This window comes from Pseudomonas sp. 2822-15 (assembly GCF_002742515.1).
GTDB lineage: Bacteria > Pseudomonadota > Gammaproteobacteria > Pseudomonadales > Pseudomonadaceae > Aquipseudomonas > Aquipseudomonas salomonii.
In genome coordinates this window covers 38858-61918 of the sequence record NZ_LJRY01000182.1, presented here as the reverse complement: position 1 = coordinate 61918, position 23061 = coordinate 38858, and the positions used below count along the sequence as shown (strand labels likewise).

Annotated in this window: 19 protein-coding genes; 8 read left to right on the top strand and 11 right to left on the bottom strand. The window is 62.1% G+C overall.

What is annotated here, in order from left to right; all coding sequences use genetic code 11:
• The first annotated feature begins 37 nt into the window (after nt 1–37).
• The 6 genes from AOA59_RS11750 to AOA59_RS11725 all read left to right on the top strand — a co-directional run bounded on the left by AOA59_RS11750 (nt 38) and on the right by AOA59_RS11725 (nt 9106).
• Nucleotides 38–3211 carry a hybrid sensor histidine kinase/response regulator gene (locus tag AOA59_RS11750; RefSeq protein WP_099487456.1) on the top strand — a complete coding sequence of 1058 codons (3174 nt, stop codon included), beginning with the start codon at nt 38–40 and terminating at the stop codon, nt 3209–3211.
• 23 nt (nt 3212–3234) lie between these two features.
• Nucleotides 3235–3882, top strand: a complete 648-nt coding sequence (locus AOA59_RS11745) for a response regulator (RefSeq protein ID WP_099487454.1) — start codon at nt 3235–3237, stop codon at nt 3880–3882.
• Between the two features lie 193 nt (nt 3883–4075).
• Nucleotides 4076–4678: a fimbrial protein gene (locus AOA59_RS11740; RefSeq protein WP_065911892.1), complete on the top strand. Its 603-nt coding sequence runs from the start codon at nt 4076–4078 to the stop codon at nt 4676–4678.
• A gap of 75 nt (nt 4679–4753) precedes the next feature.
• The gene (locus tag AOA59_RS11735) at nt 4754–5494 is read left to right on the top strand and encodes a molecular chaperone (RefSeq protein WP_065911891.1); all 741 of its coding nucleotides are present in this window, start codon (nt 4754–4756) and stop codon (nt 5492–5494) included.
• 85 nt (nt 5495–5579) lie between these two features.
• Complete coding sequence (locus AOA59_RS11730; RefSeq protein ID WP_099487452.1) at nt 5580–8090, top strand: fimbria/pilus outer membrane usher protein; 2511 nt, start codon at nt 5580–5582, stop codon at nt 8088–8090.
• A gap of 179 nt (nt 8091–8269) precedes the next feature.
• Complete coding sequence (locus AOA59_RS11725; protein ID WP_099487450.1) at nt 8270–9106, top strand: 5'-nucleotidase, lipoprotein e(P4) family; 837 nt, start codon at nt 8270–8272, stop codon at nt 9104–9106.
• Between the two features lie 15 nt (nt 9107–9121).
• Here AOA59_RS11725 and AOA59_RS11720 read toward each other — a convergent pair whose 3' ends face one another.
• Nucleotides 9122–9610 (bottom strand): type VI secretion system tube protein Hcp, encoded by a 489-nt coding sequence (locus AOA59_RS11720; RefSeq protein ID WP_099487449.1) that lies wholly within the window; start codon nt 9608–9610, stop codon nt 9122–9124.
• Between the two features lie 185 nt (nt 9611–9795).
• Between AOA59_RS11720 and AOA59_RS11715 the strand changes: the two genes are divergently transcribed.
• The gene (locus AOA59_RS11715) at nt 9796–10710 is read left to right on the top strand and encodes an NAD synthetase (RefSeq protein ID WP_099487447.1); all 915 of its coding nucleotides are present in this window, start codon (nt 9796–9798) and stop codon (nt 10708–10710) included.
• Nucleotides 10707–11213 carry a hypothetical protein gene (locus tag AOA59_RS11710; RefSeq protein WP_178076259.1) on the top strand — a complete coding sequence of 169 codons (507 nt, stop codon included), beginning with the start codon at nt 10707–10709 and terminating at the stop codon, nt 11211–11213. Before AOA59_RS11715 ends, AOA59_RS11710 begins: the two co-directional genes overlap by 4 nt.
• A 32-nt stretch (nt 11214–11245) precedes the next feature.
• Here the strand turns inward: AOA59_RS11710 and AOA59_RS11705 are convergent, their stop codons facing one another.
• The 10 genes from AOA59_RS11705 to fecC all read right to left on the bottom strand — a co-directional run bounded on the left by AOA59_RS11705 (nt 11246) and on the right by fecC (nt 23061).
• Nucleotides 11246–12406 (bottom strand): EAL domain-containing protein, encoded by a 1161-nt coding sequence (locus AOA59_RS11705; protein ID WP_256593045.1) that lies wholly within the window; start codon nt 12404–12406, stop codon nt 11246–11248.
• 281 nt (nt 12407–12687) lie between these two features.
• Entirely contained in the window at nt 12688–13110 is a 423-nt protein-coding gene (locus AOA59_RS11700; protein WP_099487443.1) for a RidA family protein, read from the bottom strand.
• Nucleotides 13111–13120: 10 nt separating this feature from the next.
• Nucleotides 13121–14704 carry an FAD-dependent oxidoreductase gene (locus tag AOA59_RS11695; RefSeq protein WP_099487441.1) on the bottom strand — a complete coding sequence of 528 codons (1584 nt, stop codon included), beginning with the start codon at nt 14702–14704 and terminating at the stop codon, nt 13121–13123.
• A gap of 10 nt (nt 14705–14714) precedes the next feature.
• Nucleotides 14715–15638 (bottom strand): ABC transporter substrate-binding protein, encoded by a 924-nt coding sequence (locus AOA59_RS11690; RefSeq protein WP_099487439.1) that lies wholly within the window; start codon nt 15636–15638, stop codon nt 14715–14717.
• Between the two features lie 18 nt (nt 15639–15656).
• Complete coding sequence (locus AOA59_RS11685; RefSeq protein WP_099487437.1) at nt 15657–16430, bottom strand: amino acid ABC transporter ATP-binding protein; 774 nt, start codon at nt 16428–16430, stop codon at nt 15657–15659.
• Nucleotides 16423–17388 (bottom strand): amino acid ABC transporter permease, encoded by a 966-nt coding sequence (locus tag AOA59_RS11680; RefSeq protein ID WP_056861288.1) that lies wholly within the window; start codon nt 17386–17388, stop codon nt 16423–16425. Before AOA59_RS11680 ends, AOA59_RS11685 begins: the two co-directional genes overlap by 8 nt.
• A gap of 25 nt (nt 17389–17413) precedes the next feature.
• Complete coding sequence (locus AOA59_RS11675) at nt 17414–19807, bottom strand: TonB-dependent siderophore receptor (RefSeq protein ID WP_099487436.1); 2394 nt, start codon at nt 19805–19807, stop codon at nt 17414–17416.
• A 503-nt stretch (nt 19808–20310) separates the two neighbouring features.
• A complete protein-coding gene (gene fecE, locus AOA59_RS11670; protein ID WP_099487434.1) occupies nt 20311–21102 on the bottom strand; it encodes a Fe(3+) dicitrate ABC transporter ATP-binding protein FecE in 792 nt (263 codons plus the stop codon).
• Between the two features lie 4 nt (nt 21103–21106).
• On the bottom strand, nt 21107–22075 hold the full coding sequence (locus AOA59_RS11665) for an iron chelate uptake ABC transporter family permease subunit (protein ID WP_099487432.1): 969 nt from the start codon (nt 22073–22075) through the stop codon (nt 21107–21109).
• A complete protein-coding gene (gene fecC / locus AOA59_RS11660; RefSeq protein WP_065911865.1) occupies nt 22072–23061 on the bottom strand; it encodes an iron-dicitrate ABC transporter permease FecC in 990 nt (329 codons plus the stop codon). The genes AOA59_RS11665 and fecC overlap by 4 nt, the downstream gene beginning before the upstream one ends.

Genomic DNA, 23061 nt, shown 5'->3' with positions numbered 1-23061 from the left:
CCAGTGCCGATTTGTCCTGCGCCTGCGGAAACCCCTGATGAAGCACAACAACGCGATACTCGAAGCCTTTACCCGCAGTTCCGTACGCCTGAACAAGGGCCTGATGGTGCTGATTGGAATCGCGTTGCTGCTGCTCCTCACCAACTACTGGTCACTGCAACGCGGGATCGAAACCCGTTATGGCGCCACGCGCTTTCATTTTGCGCGGCTGATGGAAAACCTCAGCGAGCAGCAGACCTATCTCAAGAGCCTGACACACCCAGGCATCCAGGCCGAATTGCTGCGGGCCACCCACGTGCAGGTCAGCCTCAAGAGCCGCATGGTCGAGAACCGCCGCACGTTATACGAAGGTCAGAAGTACTCGTTTTCGGTGCCGTTTGACGTCAAGTTCGATGAGCAACAGGTCGGCGTTGCTGCCCGACCACCGATTTTTGCCCTGGGCGCGCACCTGACCAGCTACTACAGCGCCTTCTGGTCCTCGTCGCCGTATGAGGCGCCGCAAACGTATCTGTTCAATCGTCAAACGAACTACACCATCACCATTCCCTCCGTGGGCTATCAGCGTCGCGAAAACACTGAAGAGACCGGCAACCAGGTGGCGCTGGTCAACGCTGTGCAGCAAACCCTCGCGCAGACGCCGCAGCCGCTGGAGCAGGAGTGGGTGCACTGGAAAGCAGGGCCGGAGCCCGAACATTTGCTGGCCTACATCGGCCTGTCACTCGACGGCCAGGGCCAGACGGTGATCGGCACTCTGCTCGACCTGTCGCAGGTCGACGATGTGCAGCGCGCGCTGGATCACTCGGCCTTTGATCGCTTCACCCTGTTTGCACCCGACGGCCCCCGTTTGGTCGGGCCAGCCACCGAGGCGTCGCTCAGCGATGGCGTGCACTTCACGGCCAATGGCTTTGAATTCAAGATTACCCAGCCCGGCGACCAGCCCTGGAGCGCGGTCTATGGCCTGAACTACTCGCACTTCTTCCACTCGGCTTTGTGGCCGCTAAGCACCCTGGCGCTGCTGCTGGTCAGCCTGATAACCCTGGGCTGGGCCGGCAGCCGCTGGTATCGGCGCCAAGTCATCACCCCGGCGCGCCTGGCCCACGAGCGCATCGCCGAAAGCGTGGCGTTCAGCCGCGTGATCATCGACACCGCGCCCACCGGCTTGTGCGTGGTGCGCCGCAGCGACGGCAAGGTACTGATCGAAAACCAGCGCGCCCAGCAATGGCCGGGCACCGCACGCCTGGTGGCGGCCATGGCCGGTCAACATGACAGCGTCGAGAGCGGCGAAAGCCACTTGGAGATCGAAGGCCGGCACTTGCAAATCGGTTTTGTGTCGACCCGCTATCAGGCCGAGAACGTGCGCCTGTATGCCTTCAACGACATTACCCGGCACATCGAAGACGCCCAGGCGCTGGAAGAGGCACGTCACGCCGCCGATACCGCCAACGAGGCCAAGACGTTGTTCCTGGCGACCATGAGCCACGAGATCCGCACGCCGCTGTATGGCGTGCTCGGCACCCTGGAACTGCTTGGCCTGACCGACCTGGACGCGCCTCAGAAAACCTACCTGCACACCATCCAGCGCTCGTCGGCCACGTTGTTCCAGCTGATCAGCGATGTGCTGGATGTGTCGAAGATCGAGTCCGGGCAAATGGCGATAGAAGCCGTGGACTTCTGCCCGTTGGACATGCTCGAAGACACCCTGCACACCTACGCCGCTTTCGCCCAGCGCAAGGGTTTGCAGCTCTACAGCTGCATCGATCCGCGCTTACCGGACTGCCTGATGGGCGACCCGATGCGCATCCGCCAGATCCTCAATAACCTGGTGAGCAACGCGATCAAGTTCACCGACATCGGGCGTGTGGTGATTCGTGCCCGGGTCATGGCGCTGGACGCCGAGCATGTCGACCTGGAATGGCAGGTCACCGACTCCGGCGTCGGCATTCCCGAAGCGCAGCAGGCCAAGCTGTTCGACCTGTTCTACCAGGCGCCGGACACTGCCGGCGAAGGCGGCGCCGGGCTGGGGTTGCCGATTTGCCGCTGGCTGGCGCAGATGATGGACGGCGAAATCCGCGTGGTCAGTGAGCCGGGGCTGGGCAGCAGCTTCACCCTGAAAATGCGCCTGCCGCTGTGCTGCGGCGCGCTGACCAACTTGCCGCTGATCGAGCCCAGCCCGACGCCGGTGTATGTGCAGGCGCCGGTGCGCGAACTGGCGCAGTCGATGAGTGACTGGCTCAACCGCCTGGGCATCGCGGCGGCGCTGGCAGCTTCCGCTCAGGAACCAGACAGCCGCCACGCGGTGCTGGTGGACCTGCTGCCCAGCGAGCCCCCCAAGCCATGGCCCGGCCAGCGCGTGCTGTGCCTGCCGGGCGCGCACAGCCCGCCGCTGCACACGGCGCAAGGCTGGGTGGTCGATCTGCACGATGTGCGCAGCATCGCCAGCACCGTGTCCCTGGCGCAGCACGGCAAGCATGAGCAACCCGCAGCCGCGCGACCACGAAGCGCCGGGCAGCTGGGGTTGCGCATCCTGGTGGCCGAGGACAACCCGGTCAACCAGGCGATCATCAAGGAACAGCTCGAAGCGCTCGGCTGTTCGGTGAGCCTGGCCGCCAACGGCGAGCAGGCGCTGCAACTGTGGCAACCGCAGGCCTTTGACCTGGTGCTGACCGACGTGAATATGCCGCTGATGAATGGCTATGAACTGGCCAGGACCCTGCGCGAGCACGACCCGCACCTGCCGATTATCGGCGTGACCGCCAATGCCATGCGCGAGGAAGGCGTGCGCTGCCTGGCGGTCGGCATGAACGCCTGGATCGTCAAGCCGTTAAGCCTGCAAACCCTGCGTGGTCAGCTGATCAAGCTGTGCAAGGTCAAGCCGCCGCCGGAACCTGCCACTGCGGCCTGCGACGATAGCGTGCAGCTGTCGGACAAGATGCGCCCGCTGTTCATCAGCAGCGTGCAGCAGGACTTGCAGCGTATCGATGCCGCGCTGGTGCAACGTGATGCCCACGGCCTGGGCCAATTGCTGCATTCGGTCGCCGGCGCCCTGGGCGCAGTCCAGGCGCTCAGCCTGGCCCAGGCATGCATCGAACTGGAAAGCGCACTTAACCGCGGCAGCCTCGACACAACGCTTGAGCTCAAGGTGAAGGCTGTGATGCGGCGTCTGTCGGCCGTTCTGGAGACTCTCCAGCCCGGGCACTCTTCACTCACTTGAACTGGCACTACGGACGGCCCTCTATGAAAAAATTCAACGTGGTAATCGCGGACGATCACCCGATCGTATTGCTGGGTGTTCGCGAGTTGGTGGAGCGCGACACACGCTTCCAGGTGGTCGGCGAGGCTGTGTGTTCGGCCGGCCTGATCGAGCTGTTGCAGCACCAGGGTGCCGACATCGTGATCACCGACTACAACATGCCGGGCGACTCGCCCTACGGCGACGGGCTCAAATTGGTGGAGTACCTGAAGCGGCATTTTCCGCAGGTGCAGATCCTGATCCTGACGATGATTTCCAATCACCTGATCCTCACCCGCCTGCAAGAGCTGGGTGTGGTCGGCATCATCCAGAAAAGCCAGTTGCACACCGAGATTCAACTGGCGCTCAAGGCGATCGCCCAGCAGAGCGCCTATCGCAGCCTGGAACCGCCAAAAACCTCGGTGGTCGAGACCCTTACGGCTATTGACGAGCGCTTTACCAGTTTGTCGCCCAAAGAGTTCGAGATCCTGCGTTTATTTATTTCCGGCATGAGCGTCAGTGATATAGCTCGCCGTCAGAACCGCAGTTCAAAGACCATCAGCGCGCAAAAAATATCGGCCATGCGCAAACTTGAAGTGAGCAGCGATCAGGACCTGCTCGCTTATTGCCTGGCGCGCAATATTTTCAACTAACCCACCACTAGCAAGCCATTTAAACAATGGCTTCGCCCTTTATTTTCCGGGTATTCACGCGCCCTCCAGCCGTTCTAAACCGCCTGCTTCCTGACTTATAAGAATCGTCTTATTCGCTCGCCCGCCCTCGCCGCTTATTCTCCTCTCGCAGTTCAACAACAGCACTTTCCAACTAACACTAACGGACATCATCATGAAGAAGTTTTCCCTGGCTGTTATCGCCTCGGCCATTATCGCCGCTTCCGGCAGTGCGTTTGCCGCCGACCCGGCACCCACGCCGACCCTGGGCGGCAGCGGTAAAATCACCTTCACCGGCGTGATCAACAACGACGCCTGCTCCGTCGACGGCGCCAACTCCGACCGCACCATTTCGGTGGACATGGGCAACGTGTCGATCAAGGACATGGGCACCGCCGAAAACCCAACCGCAGGCCGTGTCACCGCCAAAGACTTCAACCTGAACGTCAACTGCAACCAGGGCACCAAAGTCGCGATGATCTTCGACGCCAACAACGGCGGTTCGGGCCTGGTCACCGGCAAAAAAGTCCTGGCCCTGAACCCGGGTTCGGCCACTGCACAGAACGTCGGTATCGCCCTGCTCGACAGCAAAGGCAGCCTGATCGACCTCAGCTCTTCCAGCACCGCGCGCATCGAAAGCACCATGCACGGCGCCGGCACGACTGGCGGCGACGCCACCCTGAGCTTCGCGGCCGCCTACGTCACCACCGCAGCCGCCGGTTCGTCCACCGCCGGTCGCGGTGATGCCACCCTGCCGTTCATCCTGCAATACGAATAACTCGGCGCCCCCGGCACCGAACGCGCGAGGCCCTGCGGCCTCGCCATTGTCTTTTGATTACACCGGATAACCTTCATGCCGCCTCGTTCTATCGCCGCGAGCCTCGCGCTGCTGGGCATGCTTATGGCTACCCAGGCCGCCGCCAGCATTTCGTTGAATGCCACCCGCATCGTGTTTGATGGCGACCACAAGGAAGCCAATATCACCGTGCGCAACGGCAACCAGGATGTGTTGATTCAATCCTGGGTCGACATGAACGACGCCAGCGCCAGTCGCGCGCCGTTTGCCGTCACGCCACCGCTGGCGCGGGTATTCGCCAAGGAACAGCAATTGCTGCGCATTCTGTACGAAGGCAAAGGCATGCCCACGGACCGCGAATCGGTGGTGTGGCTTAACGTGCAGGAAATCCCCAAGGCCAGCGCCGCCGAGAACACCTTGCAGTTGGCTATCCGCCAGCGCATCAAGATTTTTTACCGCCCTGCCGGCCTCACCGGCAGCGCGCTGCAAGCCCCTGCGCAACTGGAGTGGACACTGGCCAAACACGCCGGCCAAACCCTGTTGCAGGTGAAAAACCCAACGCTGTACCACGTGTCCATGGCCGACATAAAAGTGCAGGCGGTGCTGGCCAGCGATTCCACCATGATTGCGCCCGGCGAACAAAAACAGTTCCCGCTGAGCGCGGCAATTGCCAACGGCCCGGTGCAGCTGTCGTTTTCCAGCATCAATGACTATGGCGCGCAAAACCACTACAGCGCGCCTCTGTCCAGCGGCGCTGCGCTACCTGCGCACGCGACTGAATCGCGCCTGAAACCCTAAGCACTTTCGCCTACCTACAGGCTCACTTCGCGTGCGTGTTTGCGTGCCCGGCTGTCCGTCAATCAGGGATGTCATAGGTCCTCGCATGTCTTTTCTTTCCAGCAACAGGCCCGCACGTGGCGTACTGAAGTTGAAGACGCTGTCGCTCGCGATGGCTGCCAGCCTGCCGACCTGGGCGGTGGCCGATGACGCTGCGCAAAGCTTCAACACCACGTTCCTGCAGGGCTCGCAGTCGCCGGTCGATTTGCAGCAACTGCTCTCGGCCAACAGCGTGCTGCCGGGCAATTACCGGGTCGACCTGTACAGCAACGAAGTGCTGGTGGGCCGCCGTGATATCGACTTCAAGCGCAACCCGAAAAACGGCCGGGTCGAAGCCTGCCTGACCCTCGACCTGCTCAAGCAGCTGGGCGTCGACATGAGCCGTTTGCAAGCCGAAGGCAAACTCGACCCGCAGCAACCGCAGGCGTGCTATGCCCTCGCGGACATGATCGAAGACGCCAGCGTGCGTTACGACAGCAGCCGCCTGCGCCTGTTGGCGAGCATTCCGCAAGTGGCCATGCAGCGCGGCCTGCGCGGGTATGTCGACCCGCAGTTGTGGGACGACGGCGTGCCGGCCGCGTTCATCAACTACCAGCTCAACAGCAGCCGCACCGCCGGCGACTATAAAACCCGCATCGCCAATAACCTCGGGCTGCGCAACGGCATCAACCTGGGCGCCTGGCGCCTGCGCAACGAATCGAACATGAGCAGCGGCACCGACCGCTCGAACACCTTCACCAGCAACCGCACCTACGTCCAGCACGACATGACCGCGATCAAGGGCCAGTTCAGCGCCGGTGAGATTTTCTCCGACACCGACCTGTTCGACAGCGTGCGCTATCGCGGCCTCAAACTGGCCTCCGACGACGGCATGCGCGCCGACAGCGAGCGCGGCTACGCGCCGGTGATCCGTGGCGTGGCGCAGACCAACGCGACCGTAGAGATCCGCCAGAACGACTACATCCTTTACACCGCCAACGTCGCGCCCGGCCCGTTCGAGATCAACGACATCTACCCCAGCGGCTCCAACGGCGACTTGCAAATCACCGTGATCGAAGCCGACGGCAGCCGGCGGGTGACGATGCAGGCATTCTCCAGTTTGCCGATCATGGTGCGTGAAGGTCAGGTCAAGTACAGCCTCTCGGCGGGCACGTTCAAAAGCAATGCCGACGGCCTGGGCAGCCCGCGTTTTCTCAGCGGTACGCTGGCGTATGGCTTGACCAGCAACCTCAGCGGCATCGTCGGCCTGCAAGCCAGCGAGGACTACAGTGCGCTGTCGATCGGCGCCGGCAGGAACACCGCGTTCGGCGCCTTTTCCCTGGACACCACGCATTCGTCCAGCAAGGCCCGCGGGCAAACCCACCAGGGCAGCAGCGTGCGGGCGTTGTACGCAAAGACCTTTGCCGGCACTGACACCAACTTCACCCTGGCCGCCTACCGTTATTCCACCGAGGGCTACCGCACCCTCACCGACCACGTGGAAGACAACAGTGAAGACGTGCGCGTGCGCACCGGCCACTCGAAAACCCGTACCGACCTGACCATCAACCAGAGCCTGGGGCGTAACAGCCAGTTCGGCAGCCTGTACGTCAATGCCAGCGACCAGCGCTACTGGAACCGTGACGGTTCGCGCAGTTTGTCTGCCGGTTACACCGGTAACTGGGGCGACCTGAGCTACAACCTTGGCGTGACGCGCACCCAGCAAATCGTCACCTATGGCGAGCCCAGCAGCGACACCCAGGTGAACCTGTCCGTCTCGTTCCCACTGGGCAGCCAGGCCCGTGCGCCACGAGCCTTTGTCACCACCAGCCATCAGCATGGCGACACCACCACACAAGCCGGTATCAACGGTTACGTCGCCGATACCAGCGACACCTTCTATTCGGTGCAGGCGGGCCATAGCGATGCGAGTGGCGACTCCGGCTCGGTGAATATCAACAGCCGCACCTCCATGGCGGATGTGAGCCTGGGTTACAGCCAGGGCCAGGGCTACAACTCGCAGAACCTTAACCTCGCGGGTTCAGTGGTTGCCCACGCAGGCGGCATCAACCTGGGGCAGACCGTCAGCGAAACCTTCGCCCTGGCCGAAGTGCCGGGTATCTCGGGGGCTAAAATCGGCAGCTACAGCGGCGTCGAGACCGGCTACAACGGCTATGCGGTGATCCCCACGGCGCAACCTTACCGGGTGAACTGGATCAGCCTGGACACCCGCGACCTGGGCGGCGATGTGGAGATCACCAACGCCACCCAGCAGCTGGTGCCGCGCCGTGGCGCTATCGTGGTGGCGCGTTACAGCGGCACCACCGGGCGACGGGTGTTGTTTGAGTTGTTTGATGCGCAGCACAAACCGTTGTCGTTCGGGACTTCGCTGGAGGACTCGGCGGGCAAGCAACTGGCGATTGCGGACCCGAACGGGAATGCGCTGGCGCTGGTGGAACAGGATCAGGGCACGCTGATCATCAAGTGGGGCGAGCAGCGTTGCAGTGCACGCTATGCGTTGGCGCCGCAGAACAAGGCGCTGAACTATGAGCGGCAGGCGTTGGTGTGTGGGCCTTAGTGGGTGGTGGCTTGTTTGCTTTTCTGTGGGAGCTGGCTTGCCTGCGATAGCATCAACTCGGTGTGTCAGGTACACCGAGTTGATGCTATCGCAGGCAAGCCAGCTCCCACCTTCGGGATTGATGTATAGCCTGATTAGGCTAAGGTGCTGCCCACACGCGTCCACCTCAGAGACATCCCATGCGCCACCTGATTTTCGCCAGCGTCTGCCTGCTGACCACCGCCCTGACTGGCTGCCAGCAGACCCCGCCGGCCAACGACCAACTCGACGCCGTGCTCTGGACCCAGACCTCCATCGAACACGAGTTGATCTACCGCCAGCTGTTCGCCAATGCCACCCGCCAACTCGACGTGGCCCTGGCCGATCCGACCTGGGATGCCCTGCCCTTTCCACCCCGCAATCTGAACGGCTTGCCTCCAGCGGTGGTGATGGATATCGACGAAACCCTGCTGGACAACGTGCCGCTGAACGCGCGCGATATCATCAATAATCAAATCTATTCCTACGATCGCTGGAACACCTGGGTCGACCAGGCCAAGGCCCAGGCATTGCCGGGCGCAGTGGCTTTCCTGCACGCCGCCGAGCAAAAAGGCATCAAGGTTTACTACCTCACCAACCGCGAACACAGCCAGGTCGCGGCCACCGTCGCCAACCTGCGCCTGCGCGGTTTTCCGGTGACCAGCGACACGCAGGTCCTGGCCGCCAGCACGCCTACCGGCCACTGCGAAAGCGCCGGCTACGGCAAGACGTGTCGCCGCCAGTGGGTCGCCGGCCATGCCCGCGTATTGCTGATGGCCGGTGACTCGCTGGGTGATTTCGTGCAGGCCGAACACAACACCCTCGCCGCCCAACGCAAAGCGGTGGAACCCTATGTGAGCTGGCTGGGCCAGCGCTGGTTTTTGCTGCCGAACCCGAGTTACGGCAACTGGTACAGCTCGCCGTATGGGGATGATGAGAAATTGCCGTTTGAACAAAAACGCAGGTTCAAACAGCAGGCATTGCAGTTGGAAGAATAGGAGGCTGGCTGGGGCTCAGGCTTTGATGTTCTGCCGAATGTTCCAGCCAAACTTCACCGGCCCGCCGTCCTTGGCGCCGTCGGCTTTCTGCGGCTGGTAGCTGACGTCGACGCTGGCGAAATTGAGGGCGAAGCGGTCATGCACGACGTCGGTGGTGTGTTCAGCATTCGTGCTGTAGGACACCACCATGACTTCCTTCAGGGTAATCACCAGATACTCCACCGGGCTGGCACCGCCGGCCTTGCGTACCACCAACCTGGCCTCGGGGTAATGCTTGCCGCTGGCGCAGGCCATCATCAGGTTGGGGCTGGATTTATCCAGCGGTTTGGTCAGATTCAGGTTGGCAATATTGACCTTGCCCGCACCGCCGCCCGTACCGCTGTGCATCGACCCCGACTGCGACATGCCCCATGCCCATTGGGTGATGTCGATCTCGTCGCGATGGGCCTGGTCCCTTGATTCGCCCTTGATATCACCCAGCTTCAAAAACATATCGACTGCCATGTTTGCTCCCTGCCTTGGTATACGTCGGTAGTAACGTGGGGCGCACTTTTCCTCAGCCGCCGCGGTGCACGCAAGACGCTAACGCCGGTTAGAGACGCACCCGACGTGAAATGGCGAACCTTCCGACATTCAGCGCCACCTCCTCATCTTTACGCTCTCGACTCCCGCAAAAACAGGAGTTAAGGATGACGGCTTCCCTGCTTAAAGATGGATTCCCTTCGGCCCACCGCACCACGCGTCAGCGGATTGAAAGCAGCATCGATCTGCGTAAGTTGTTCTTTGCCATTGATAGCGACCCGGCGCTGATTGGCGCGGCGGTGGTGTATATCGATGACATGTTTAACGTGGTGGTACTGCGCGAGTTTCAGGCGATTTGCAGTGTGCGACCGATCAAGGTCGTGCTGCGTGAGGCGCCGAAGTATGTGGGGCCGGTGGAGTTCAAGCGGATGTTGGAGCATGAGCCTCGCGAGTCCCGTTTGGTGGCTGAGGCACTAAACACGACGATCACTTGTGCGGGGGCGTTATTGAGTTGGGCTGTGGTTACGAGTGGTGTGATGTTGATGCCATTCACGGCGGGGACGAGTGCGGTGATCACGGTTATCGGCCAGGCTGCAGCGGCAGCGGGTACGGTTCAGTGTATCGCCGGCGCTCTGCGAATTGCGTCAGAAGCTGCATTCCCTGAGTTTAATGACTATTTAGATAGCGAACCCTGGTATCAAGACGCGACGGCAGTACTGGATGGTGTAGCGCTACTGGGCGTTGCAACTTCGATGTTGGTCACCGTGAAAGCCATCATTACAACTACCCAGGTAACAGGGAAACCCATTCGCCAGGTGCTCAAAGGCCTGACTCGGCAAGAGCGGGCAAAGTTGAATAATGAGTTGCTCAAGATCCGTGACCCAAGGTTAACGAGCAGACTGCTTAAGTTGGAAAAAGCTAACGGCAAACTTTCCAAACGTATCAGCGCTACGCAAATGCAGCATGCAACTGCTACCCACATCATGGATGTGTTGGCTGCATCGCTCAGCTTTACCAGCAGTGCAACCAACGGAAATCTCAAGACGTTGGCAGTCGGCGTCTACGAGGAGGTCAACCCGTGACCGAAAAGGGCGAAGTAAAAAACGAGTATTGCTCAACTGTTTTCATTGAAAACCCTTGGCAAATCATCAAACGGTACACGCCGGTAATCAGTGCCGACCTTCTCGTCGCATGCGCCTCGATAGCATTGACGGCTACCCTGACAATGCTCACTTACCTTTCGTCGTACCCCATAAGCTTTGCGACCAAGCCATTTTTTTTCAGCGCGACCGGGCTTGGCGCTGTCTATGCCATTGCCAAATACCAAGTGCTGTACGGCCGCATACACTGGGTCTGGCTAAACGTCGCGATATACCTCATATGTCTGCTGGTATCACTTCCCGCCATCGCGTACCGCCCCAACTTCCACCTCTACTCCATGACCCTTCTTAGCCCACTGACCGGCCTGCTGATCCTCAACAGCAACCGCTGCCGCGAACTGCGCCACAAGATGGTGGAAATCCGCCGCAAGCGCGAAGACATCATCGCCACCCTGAAAAAACAAGGCCGCTGGAAATGGTGGTGAGCCACCCACCATCTGCATTCGCTCAACACCCATCAAGCCACGTTCTGCAACCGCCACAACAACTGCTCGCCACTCATCGCCTGCGCATACACGTAGCCCTGGCCCACCCTGCAGCCCATCGCCAGCAATTGCCGCTGTTGCTCCCGGGTTTCGATGCCTTCCACCACCACGGTCATGCCCAGGCTGTCGCCCAGCGCCAGGGTGCTGTGGATCACTGCGCGGCAACGTGGGTCGGCGGTCATGCCGCGCACAAACTCGGCATCCAGCTTGATCTCGTTGAACGGCAGCTGACACAGGCGTTGCAAGGATGAATACCCGGCGCCGAAGTCATCCAGGGACAGGTTGCAACCGAGCAAGCGCAAACGCATCAGGCACGCCAGGCTGCTAGCCGAGGCTTCCAGCAGGCCGCTTTCGGTCAGCTCGAACGTCACGCTGGCGTGCGGCACCTTGAACGTCGCCATGACGTCTTCGATCTTGCGGCTCAACCCGCCCTGAGCCAGTTGCTGAGCGTGCAGGTTGAACGCCAGGTTCAAGGCCATGTCGCTTGCCCTGACGTGTTGTTGCAGGGTCAAGGCCTGGTGCATCTGCGCAAACAACAAGTCGTCGAGCATCCCGCCACGCTCCAGCACCGGCATGAAGGCCATTGCGGGTAACAGACCGTAAAGCGGGTGCTGCCAGCGGCTCAACACTTCCACGCCGACCATCTCCTGGGTCCACAGGCTGAATTTGGGTTGGTAGTACGCGTGCAGCTGGCCGGCCGCTAATGCATCGCACACCTGCGTTTGAGTAAACAATGGCAGCTCAGGCGAAATCGCAGGCGCTACGTCCCCAACAGGCTGATGACGATGCACGACCTCTTCGAGCTGATTGAGGGTCGCCAGCTTGTCGACATGGCCCAGCAAACGCACGCCGAGCAAGCGGGTGAACTGTTGCAGGGCCTGGTTGATTCCGGGCGGCTGGTGGCCGCTGACAATCACGCCATGCAGCCACCCTCGTTGCGCAGCATGTTGCAAAAACTCCAGACCATCCATGTCGGACATGGACAAGTCGCACAGCACGACATCCACCCCACCCACGCTTTCGAGAATGGCCAGGGCTTCAATGGCATGTGTCGCTTCGAGCACCGCATGCCCCAGCCGTCTGAACAGACTGACCACGATAGCGCGCTGAGAGGCATGATCCCCAAGGATCATAATGCGTAAAGGCTGGCTCATCATTGCCGTGGGCTCGTTGACGGTGGAGTCAACGATTGTCTAAAAACGCCTTGCAAAAACGGGAATGACTAATCCTCTATGGATGTAGGATATTTCTCAAAATATCAGCGTTGCTACGAGCTGTGGCCAGCAATCTCAAGCAGCCATGGCCGTTGATGGGGGTAAGGGCAGCGGCCAATCGTCACCGAGGCTGGATGTGTTCAGATGTTCTGTTCACAAGCCTACTGGCCACCATACGCTCAGTCCTCCTGGATAACGGGTCAGGCTGTTCTGGCCGCAATCGCCTCCACTTCCACCAGCGCTCCCGGCAACGGCAATGCCACCACCTGCAACGCCGTGCGCGTGGGTTTGTTCGGCTGCTCGGGCGTGGCGAAGAACTGCGTGTAACCACGTTGGAACCCGGCGAAGTCGAGCTTGCCATCGGTCTCTTCGGCCCCCACCAGAAACACGCGCAATTGCACGATATCGCCCAGGTCCAGGTCTTGCTGCTGGAGGATCTTGCGCAGTTTGTTGAACACCGACACCGTCTGCACTTCGGTGTTGCCGTAAATCCCTGGCACGTTCGGGTCGACCAGATCGGGCAAGGTGCCGCTGACGAAAATCAGGCTGGCCGAGGCCGGTACGGTGACGGTTTGCGAGATGGGAAAATCGCCGACGCTGGTGCGTTGAATGCTGTCGCTCATGGTAGTGTCCTCAGGAGGCGGCGAGTGCCGCACGCTGTTGTTGTTGGGTAACGCGCTCAGCCAGTTGCGCAATCACATGGCGCGCCGAGTTGGCTGCCGATTCCTGCCAGATGCCCACACCGCTTTGCACCAGACCGTCGCCGGCGAAGTACACGCGGCCGTGGGCCTGCTCGAGCAAGGCACTGGCATCGGCCGGGAAGTGTTCGCGTTGCAACCATGGGCCTTCGCTGTAGGGGATCTGCTCCCAGGACACCGCCAGCGGGTGGCGCAGGTGTTTTGAATAACCCGGATGCAGCAGCTCCACGGCTTCTTTGGACGTGGCGTATTGCTGGTCGAACGGCTTGGCGCCAAACACGTCGGCGCCCTCCCCGGTCACGTAGCCAGCCACCAACAAGCCGTCGCGGGTGTTGAGGTCGTTGCTCGGGTACCACAGCAGGCGCGCCGGGTGTTCGATCCACGACAGGCCGCCATAGGTGCGGTAGTCGGTTTCCCAGAAGCGCGGCGATTGCCACGCCACTTTGGTCGCCTGATCACTGCGGGTGCTGAGCAAGGCGGCTTTGACCGGGTCGCTGAAGTCGGTATCGAGTTTGGCCAGCAGCGGCAACGGCAAGGTCGAGACCAGGTAATCGGCGCGCACCACCTGTTCGCGGCCGCTGTGCTGGTCGTGGTAGGTCACCGCCACGCCGTCTTCAAGCTGGCGAATCTGCCGCACCTGGGCGCCCAGTTGCACGTGCTCGCGCACGCGTTGGTAGAAGGCGTCGGTGATGCGGTCCATGCCACCGACGGGTTGGAACATGGTGGCGGAAAATTCCGGGAATTCGGTGTGCAATAACGCGCCCCACAACTCCGGATGCAGCAGCCGGCCCGGCCCCAGCGGGCTGCGGCTGGCGGGCAGCGCGCCGGGGTGGGCAGGCGACTCCAGGTGGCCGGAGCGCAGACTGCCTTCAAAGGCCAATTCCTGGGACAGGTCGCCATACACCTGCAAGAACGCCAGCAAACGCGTGCGCTCTTCACTGCTCAACACATCATCGAGGGCATCGCGCTGTACGGCTTTGGCCAGCAAGCCGGACAGATGCCCGCGCGTGTCATTGATCGCCTGGCCGACGGTAAACGCCGACTGTTGCAGATCGGGTCGCACCTGGGCGCCGTGGCTGCTGTTGACCAGCACTTCCAGTGGCACACCCAGTTCGCTGCAATAGTCGAGAATCGTACGGTGCTGGCTCGGAATCCTGGCGGGGCCGGCGTTGAAATACAGGCCTTTATCAAACGCTACGGTTTGCGTGCGGCCGTCCTTGTAGTCCACGCGGTCGCCATTACGCAGGGTCCAGGTGCGCCCGCCCACGCGGTTGCGGGCCTCCAGTACTTGCACGCTGAAGCCGGCGCGGCTCAGCTCCAGTGCCGTCACCAACCCGGCGATCCCGGCGCCCAGCACCAGCACGCGGGTACCCTGCCCCAGACCAGGCTTGAGTTTCAGCGGCTGCGGCCGTCGATGTGACGACGGCCCCAACCCCAATACGGCCAGTGCATCCTTGACGGCCTTTTCACCGCCTACAGCGGCGATGCTCGACAGCGCTTCACGGCGTGTCAGTCCCATGTCGATTCTCCTAGTCCGGCAGGCCCGGTGGGTTGATCAGCGAGGTGTCGACGCGCTCGACGTTCAGGCCCCAGCGTTGCAGCACCTGTTCGTATTGGCCGCCGGCAATCGCGCCTTGCAGGGCGGTGTGGATCGGCTGGATCAGGCCGTTGTCCTTGCGGGTGGTCACGGCAATATCCGCCTTCAACGGCCAGCCGCCGTTCACCGTGCCCACCAGTTTGATGCCACCGGTGACCGCCGCCGAGTAGGCATACACCGAGTTGGGCCCGAACAGCGCATCGCTGCGACCGGACTGCACCGCCAGTTGCGCGGCGGCCTGGTCGTCGATGTATTGCAGGAGCGCAGGCTTGATACCGGCCTTTTCATTGGCCTCGTTCCAGGCCAGCAGGACCTTCTCCTGGTTGGTGCCGGAGCCGACGATGATCTTCAGCCCGGCGATGTCGGCGGCCTGTTTGATCTCGGTGATGTTGTTGGTGCTCTTGACGTAAAAGCCGAGCACATCCTGGCGATAGGTGGCGAAGTCAAAACGCTTCTTGCGCGCCTCGGTCACGGTGACGTTGCTGATCACCGCGTCGTACTTGCCGGAGCTGACGCCCAAGGGCCAGTCCTCCCAACTGGTTTGCACCACATTGAGTTGCAGGCCAAGGCTGTCGGCCACCAACTGCGCGGTATCGGCTTCGCTGCCGATGGTGGTCTTGTCGTCGTTGGCCAACAACGCCAGCGGCGGCCCGGCCACGCCGGACACGGCGACGGTGAATTTGCCAGGCTGGGCGAACTTGAAGCCCGGCGGGATCTGCGCGATCGCCGCTTCATTGCGCGGCACATGGATGCGCACCCGATCGGGGCTGAAATCCACCTGTTGCACGGCAAAAACCTGTTGCGCGGTACTCACGGCAAGCGTCAGCAAGGCCACGCGGGCAGTATTGATGAACATGGGCAGTCACTCCTTGAACTAAAGCACCTTGCCCAGAAAGGCCACGGTGCGGGGATGTCGGGGTTGGCGAAACATCTGTTCGGGCGGGCCTTCTTCGATCAGTTGGCCGTCACACAGGAACACCACGTGGTCGGCCACCTCACGGGCAAACCCGATTTCGTGGGTGACGATCACCAGGGTCACGCCCAGTTGGGTCAGGCCCTTGATCACGTCGAGTACTTCGCCCACCAGTTCCGGGTCGAGGGCAGAGGTAGGTTCATCGAACAGCAGCACTTTGGGGGCCAGCGCCAGGGCACGGGCGATGGCCACGCGCTGTTGCTGACCGCCGGAGAGCTGGCGTGGGTAGGCATCGAGTTTGTCGGCCAGGCCGACCTTGGCCAGCAGCTCGCAGGCCCTGGCCTGCGCCTCGGCCTTGCTCCAGCGCTTGTGGGCCAGCGGTGCTTCGGCGATGTTTTCCCAGGCGGTGAGGTGCGGGAACAGGTTGAAGTTCTGGAACACAAAACCCACGTCGATGCGGCGCTTGAGAATCTCGCGTTCTTTTAATTCGTAAAGCAGGCCACCCTTGCGCCGATAGCCGACGTATTCACCGTCGATGGTGATGTGCCCGCTGTCGATTTTTTCCAGGTGGTTGATGGTGCGCAGCAAGGTGGATTTGCCCGAGCCGGACGGCCCGAGAATCACCGTGACCTTGCCGGGGTCGATGGTCAGGTCGATGTCTTTCAACACCTGCTGGTTGCCAAAGCGTTTGCCCACGCCCTGGATCTGAATGCGCCCGGCGCGTGCTTCAGCCATGGGTTTTCTCCTTGAGCCAGCCGCGCAGGCGTTGCAGCGGTGTGGGCGGCAGCACCCGCGCCGTACCGCGCGCAAAGTGGCGCTCGACGTAGTACTGGGCGCTGGTCAGCACCGTGGTGATGATCAGGTACCACACGGTCGCCACCACCAGCAGCGGGATCACCGCCTGGGTGCGGTTGTAGATGACCTGCACGGTGTAGAACAGCTCCGGCAAGGCCAGCACGTAGACGATGGACGTGCCCTTGACCAAACCGATGATTTCGTTGAACCCCGATGGCAGGATCGAGCGCAGCGCCTGGGGCAGGATGATGCGAAAAATCCGTCGCGAAGCCGGCAAACCAAGGGCCGCCGCCGCTTCATGCTGACCGGCGTCCACGCCAATCAAACCGCCGCGAATGATCTCCGCCGCGTAGGCGGCCTGCATCAGGCTCAGGCCCAACACCGCCACAGTGAATTGGCTGAGCACATCCACGGTCGACCACTCGGCGAACACCACACTGGTGAACGGTACGCCGAGCACGATGTGGTCATACAGGTAGGCAAAGTTGTAGAGGATGATCAGCACCAGCAGCGCCGGCATCGAGCGGAAAAACCAGATATAGCCCCAGGCCAACGCCGCCAGCAATGGCGAGCCCGACAGCCGTGCCAGCGCCAATGCAGTGCCGAAGAGGATGCTGAACACGGTACTGAGCAGCGTCAGCAGCAGCGTCTGGCCGAGGCCGCGCAGCACCGAGGCAGAAAAGAACCACTGGCCGAACACGCCCCACTCCCAACGCGGGTTGGTGGCCAGCGAGTGCACGATGGCGAGCAGCACCAGCGCGGCAAAGATCGACCCGGCCCAGCGCCACGGGTGGCGGGCGGGAACCACTTGCAGGGCCTTGATCGGCGTTGCAACGCGGCGTTGACGAACCGGGCTGACCTCGTCGATCAGGTCATAGGATTTGGCGACAATGGGCATGTTCTATTCCTCGCGGGTTGCGGCCTTAAAAGGCGTAAGTCAGCCGGGTGTAGTAGTACCCGCCGGTAAAACCGTAGGGCGAATACGTGCCGTAGCTGGCGAGCATGGTGCTGCTCGGCACGCCTTGTTTCTTGGGGTAAAGGTCGAACAGGTTCTTGGCGCCGACGGCGATGTTCAGGGCTTTGGTGAGGTTGTAGCCAAGGTCGAGGTCGGTGATCCATTTGGCGCTGTAGACGCGGTCGAGGCTGCGGTCGGCAGAGACGTTGACCTCTTTGTAAGAACCGTAACGGGTCAGGGCCAGGTTGAGGTTGAAGCGGTCGATGCTCCAGTCGCCGCCGAGGATGAGTTTGGTCTTGGGCTGCACATCGGTGATCAGGCCACGGGCCTGGCGGTCCATCAGGTCATAGGGCGTGCCGAGGATGTCGGTGGAGGCCTTGTAGTTGAGGATCTTGGTCTGGTTCCAGTTGAACGCCGCAGTCCACTTCAAGGCGCCGAACGGGCCAAGGTCCTGGTTGTAGTTGCTGACCAGATCCACGCCCTTGGTGCGGGTGTCGGCGCCGTTGATAAAGTACTGGCCGCCGGAGGTGGAGTTGATGCCGTTGCCTTGCAGTACCTGGGTAACTTCAGGGCCAAGCAAGGTGCCGGTCAGGGTGATGCGGTCGCGCAGGTTGATCACGTAGGCATCGGCGGTGAAGTTCAGGCGGTCGGTGGGCGTGAGGGTGAAACCCAGGCTGAAGTTGGTCGAGCGCTCGGGCTTCAACTCCTGGGCGCCGAGGGCCTTGGCCGCCGCCGAACCCACCGGCAATACGCCGTAGTTGATCGACTGATACACGCCGTCGACCACGCCATAGGTGGTGGAGCGCGCACTGAACAGGCTGTTGGCCAGGGACGGCGCGCGAAAGCCATTGCTGACGGTGGCGCGCACGGCAAATTGCGGGGTGAAATCGTAGCGCGTGGTCAGCTTGCCGCTGCGGGTGGCGCCGACGCCTTCGTTGTAATGCTCGTAGCGAAAGGCCGTGCCGATGTACCAGTCCGGCAGCGGGTTGAAGCCCACATCGACGTAGCTGGCGAGGCTGTTGCGCGAGGCGCTGCTTTCTTCGTCCGGCGAAATGCCGTTGGTGACTTGCGCCCCGGATGACGCGCAGTTGCCCGGCGCCACGCAGTAGCCGCCATTGGCATAGGACGCGTAGTCACCGGCCTGCACCTCATAGGTGTCGCGCCGATGCTCGAAACCGTAGGACAGGTCCAACGGTTTTTGCAGGCCCACATCAAAGCCACGCTTGAAGTCGAGGTTGGTGGTCAGCTCGGTGGAAATCCAGGTGCCGGAGGTAAAGCGGTTGGGCGTGTACTCGCCCAGCGACGGGTTCTGGTTGTGGGTGGTGCCCTGCTCCGCCTCGTTGCGCCCGTAGGTGGTGGACAAGTCCCAGTCCCACGCGCCGACGGTGCCTTTGCCGCCGAACGCGGCCTGAAAATCATCTTCGTCGATGGACCAGGTGGGTGTGTACCCGGCCGGGTAGCCATTCGGCCCGGTGGTGATGGTGTTGGTGATGGTCGGCAGGCGGTAGTTCTGGCCCTGCTCGGCCTTGCGTCGCGAGTAGGTGGTGAAGGAATACAGGCTCAGGCTGTCATCAATCGGCAGCTCGGCGTTGTAGCCCAGGGTCAGCAGGTTGGTCTTGGGCGTGCCGTAACCGCCGTAGGTAGCCCTGCCGGCCTGGTTGTAGGCTTGCTCATAGGTGTAGCCGTTGGCGCTGGCTTTGTTGTCGTCATTCTGGCTGCGGGCATCCAGGGCCAATTGCACGACGCCGCCGTTGCCGATTTCAAAACCCTTGTTGAGGCTTTGCTGCACGGTTTGCTTCTTGCCGTCGTAGCCCTGGCCGACGTTGGTGACGGCGGTGCCGCTGGTATCGGCCTTGAGGATCACATTGATGACCCCGGCGATGGCATCCGAGCCGTACTGGGCGGCAGCGCCATCGCGCAGCACTTCCACATGGTCGATGGCGCTGATGGGGATCAGATCCAGGTCAGCCGGCGCCGCGCCGGTGTTGATGCCATTGATGTTCAACGTGGCGCTGGTGTGGCGGCGTTTGCCGTTGACCAGCACCAGCACTTCGGCAGCACTCAAGCCCCGCAGGTTGGGCGCACGGGCAATGCCGCTGGCGTCCCAGCCGGTTTTTTCCGGCAGGGTCAGCGACGGGATCACCGCGCTCAAGGCTTCCATCAAGCCGGGCTTGCCGGTGCTTTGCAGTTGCCTGGCGCTGACCACATCGATCGGCACCGGGCTGCTGGTGACGGTGCGCTGCTCGGCGCCACGGTTGCCGGTGACCACCACGGTGGACAGGGTGCTGTCGTCCTGAGCGGAGGCAGTGCCGGCCAACAGGGCCAGCGTGAGTGCGGCGGTGGGGGGTAAAACTGGCTTCATGACCACTCCAGGCTTTCCGAATCGCGAAGTCGGGCAGTCGCGCGGGCGGGCGCGGTGCTCGTTTTTCAGGGTGTCGCTGCGATGGGGAACTAGGTGTGGAGTGAGCGAGGGGTTTGAATCGGCAACATACGTTGAACTCCCTTCCAACGATTCTGCCGCGGGGTCTTTACCCGGTTATGGCGCGCAGAATCTGAATCACGCTGGGTACCATCCGAGGTCAGGGGTAGGCTGTTGCGATCAAACATAACGGAATGGATTTTAAAAATATAATGCTATTTGGGCATAAGCTAATATTCTCTACTTTCATTATGAATGAATAATTTTATTCATTTTAATAATGTTTTTTACTGATCGACTGATCGTTCCCACGCCCCGCGTGGGAATGCAGCCCGTGACGCTCCGCGTCACAAGGTTCCCAGTTGTAGGGCGGGACGCGGAGAATCCCATGAGGCCTTCCCACGCGGAGCGTGGGAAGGAGCATTAGTGCGTGAGAGCGAGCAGTGTCAGGCGTGGGTGCGGGTGCTTTTTTCCACCAGGCACATTGGCGTGCCGGAAACCGGCTCCTGCAGGATCTGCACTTGCACGTCGAACACCTGGCGCATCAACTCGGCACTGATCACCTGGGCGGGCGCGCCATCGGCCACCAACTTGCCGGCGTGCATCACCGCCAGATGGTCGGCGTAGCGGCAGGCCTGGTTGATATCGTGCAGTACGGTGATCACGGTTTTGCCCTCGGCGGCCAGTTCGCCCATCAGGTCGAGCAATTCGACCTGATGGCTGATGTCGAGGTAAGTGGTGGGCTCGTCGAGCAGCACCACCGGCGCGTTTTGCGCCAGCACCATGGCCAGCCAGGCACGCTGGCGCTGGCCGCCGGACAAATCCGCCAACGCGCGGTCGGCGAGGTTGTCCAGCTCCAGGCGCTGCATGGCTTGGGTCACCTGGGCTTGATCGTTGCCACTCAGGCGCCCCCACAACGAGTTATGCGGGCTGCGGCCATAGGCGACCAACTGGCGCACGCTGACGCCTTCTGGCACCGGCAATACCTGCGGTAAAAAGGCGATCTGCCGCGCCAGTTGGCGCGCGGACAAGCTGGCGTAGGCGTGGCCATCCAGGGTCAACTCGCCCTGGGTCGGCTTGAGGATGCGTGCAAACGCCTTGAGCAAGGTGGACTTGCCGCAGCCGTTGGGGCCGATCAGCGCGGTGACGCGACCTGTCGGCGGTGCGAACGAAAGGCCCTGCACAATGCGCGTGGCGCCGTAGCCGATGTCGAGTTGGTGTGCCTGCAAAATACTCATGTCATCAACCCTTGAACCGTGCCAGCAACCAAAGAAAATACGGTGCGCCGATCACCGCCGTAAGCACGCCCGCCGGGATCTCGCTGGGCGCGATCAACGTGCGCCCAAGCGTGTCGGCCAGCACCAGCAATAACGCGCCAATCAACATCGCAGCCGGCAGCAGATACTGGTGATGCCCGCCCACCAGGCGCCGCGCCATGTGCGGTGCAACCAGGCCGATAAAACCTATCGGCCCGATCACGCCGACACCCAGGCTGGTGAGTACCACCGCGCAGGCCATCGCCCACCCGCGGGTGCGGCCAAGTGCAGTACCCAGGCTATGGGCGGCCTCATCGCCCAGCGCGATCAGGTTCAAAGGTTTAGCCAGGCACAAGCCCAACGGGATCAACAGCAGAAACGGCAGCACCAGCGCCACATGGTGCCAATTGCGGCTCCACAAACTGCCCGTCAGCGCGAGCAATGCCGTGTTGATATCCAACGGATGGGACAGGATCAAAAACTCGGTGACGCTGGACAAGGTCACCGCAATCGCCACCCCCGACAGCGCAAACCGCACCCCGGAAAAACTCACGCCGGTGTTGTACAGCGCCAGCAGCAAGGCCCCACCGGCGCCGCCCAGACAGGCCACCAGCGGCAGCCAGGCAATCGGCAGGTGTGGCCAACTGATGATCGCCACGGTCAGCGCCAGCCCGGCGCCCTGGGTCACACCGAGAATCTCCGGCGAGGCCAGCGGGTTGCGGATCACGCCCTGCACAATCGCGCCGGCCAGGCCGAAGGCGCAGCCGGCCAGAATGGCGATCAGGCTGCGCGGCAGGCGGTGGTTCCACACTTCAAAATCGAGGGCGTCGTGGGCCAGCAGACGCTCCAGCACGGTGGCGGGTTTAAGCCACACCGTACCGGCGCTGAGGCTCGCCAGCAGCGCCACCAGCAGCAAGCCCAGCAACAGCCATAAGCGCAATCGTGGCCGAATCATAGGGTGCGCCTGGCAAGAAACAGAAAGAACGGTGCGCCGATCAATGCAGTGACCACGCCCGCCGGGGTTTCCACTGGAAAGGCCACCGCGCGACTGAGCAAGTCGGCGCCCAGCACGATCACCGCGCCCAATGCGGCACTGAGCGGGATCAGCCAGCGGTAGTCGTTACCGAGAAACTGGCGAATGATATTCGGCGCGATCAGCCCGACAAAGCCAATGGGGCCGACCGCGCACACGCTGGCGCCCACCAGCAACAAGCTGGCGACAAACACCTGCAAGCGCAGGCTGGCGATACCGACGCCCAACGAGCGCGCGGCGTCTTCGCCGAGGTTGATCAGGTTCAGGCGCGGCGCACACCACAGCGCCCACACGCCGCCGATCAGCGTGCATGGCCAGAGCAGTTGCACCTGGGCCGCTCCCACATTGGCCAGCGACCCGGCCAGCCAGTTCAGCACGCTTTGGGCCTGGGCCTCGACCAGAATCACCGTGAGCCGGGTCAAGGCCGCGCACAGCGCCGCAACCGCCACACCGGCCAACACCAGCCGACCTTGGGCGGTGGTCGGCGACCACGCGCCGCCCAGGCTGAACACCGTGACCCAGGCCAGCGCACCGCCCAGGCAGGTCATCAACAGGGCGCCACCGGCAAAGGGCGGCGCGACCAAACCGGTGGAAAACAAGGCCAATCCCAATGCCGCGCCCGCCGTCACGCCGAACAACGACGGCGATGCCAAGCGGTTGCGGGTGATGCCTTGCATCAGTGCTCCGGCCAGGCCCAGGCAGGCACCGACCAACGCCGCGCACAACGCACGCGGCACGCGCAGCTGCGCCACGATATAGGCCATATTGCCGCCCACGCTGCCCTGATGAACCAGGCCGTTCCATGCATCCGTCGCAGTGATGGTGAACGGCGACCAGCTGTACAGCGAGTACCAGAACAACACGGCACCCAGCAGCACTATGCCTGCCGCCGCGAAACTGCGCTGCAC

Coding starts and splice junctions, on each gene's coding strand:
- AOA59_RS11700 (WP_099487443.1), bottom strand. CDS start 13,110: ATGAGCGACAGCATTCAACGCACCAGCGTCGGCGATTTTCCCATCTCG.
- AOA59_RS11705 (WP_256593045.1), bottom strand. CDS start 12,406: ATGATCCTTGGGGATCATGCCTCTCAGCGCGCTATCGTGGTCAGTCTG.
- AOA59_RS11750 (WP_099487456.1), top strand. CDS start 38: ATGAAGCACAACAACGCGATACTCGAAGCCTTTACCCGCAGTTCCGTA.
- AOA59_RS11730 (WP_099487452.1), top strand. CDS start 5,580: ATGTCTTTTCTTTCCAGCAACAGGCCCGCACGTGGCGTACTGAAGTTG.
- AOA59_RS11715 (WP_099487447.1), top strand. CDS start 9,796: ATGACGGCTTCCCTGCTTAAAGATGGATTCCCTTCGGCCCACCGCACC.
- AOA59_RS11690 (WP_099487439.1), bottom strand. CDS start 15,638: ATGTTCATCAATACTGCCCGCGTGGCCTTGCTGACGCTTGCCGTGAGT.
- AOA59_RS11740 (WP_065911892.1), top strand. CDS start 4,076: ATGAAGAAGTTTTCCCTGGCTGTTATCGCCTCGGCCATTATCGCCGCT.
- AOA59_RS11675 (WP_099487436.1), bottom strand. CDS start 19,807: ATGAAGCCAGTTTTACCCCCCACCGCCGCACTCACGCTGGCCCTGTTG.
- AOA59_RS11725 (WP_099487450.1), top strand. CDS start 8,270: ATGCGCCACCTGATTTTCGCCAGCGTCTGCCTGCTGACCACCGCCCTG.
- AOA59_RS11695 (WP_099487441.1), bottom strand. CDS start 14,704: ATGGGACTGACACGCCGTGAAGCGCTGTCGAGCATCGCCGCTGTAGGC.
- AOA59_RS11685 (WP_099487437.1), bottom strand. CDS start 16,430: ATGGCTGAAGCACGCGCCGGGCGCATTCAGATCCAGGGCGTGGGCAAA.
- AOA59_RS11720 (WP_099487449.1), bottom strand. CDS start 9,610: ATGGCAGTCGATATGTTTTTGAAGCTGGGTGATATCAAGGGCGAATCA.
- fecE (WP_099487434.1), bottom strand. CDS start 21,102: ATGAGTATTTTGCAGGCACACCAACTCGACATCGGCTACGGCGCCACG.
- AOA59_RS11735 (WP_065911891.1), top strand. CDS start 4,754: ATGCCGCCTCGTTCTATCGCCGCGAGCCTCGCGCTGCTGGGCATGCTT.
- AOA59_RS11745 (WP_099487454.1), top strand. CDS start 3,235: ATGAAAAAATTCAACGTGGTAATCGCGGACGATCACCCGATCGTATTG.
- AOA59_RS11665 (WP_099487432.1), bottom strand. CDS start 22,075: ATGATTCGGCCACGATTGCGCTTATGGCTGTTGCTGGGCTTGCTGCTG.
- AOA59_RS11680 (WP_056861288.1), bottom strand. CDS start 17,388: ATGCCCATTGTCGCCAAATCCTATGACCTGATCGACGAGGTCAGCCCG.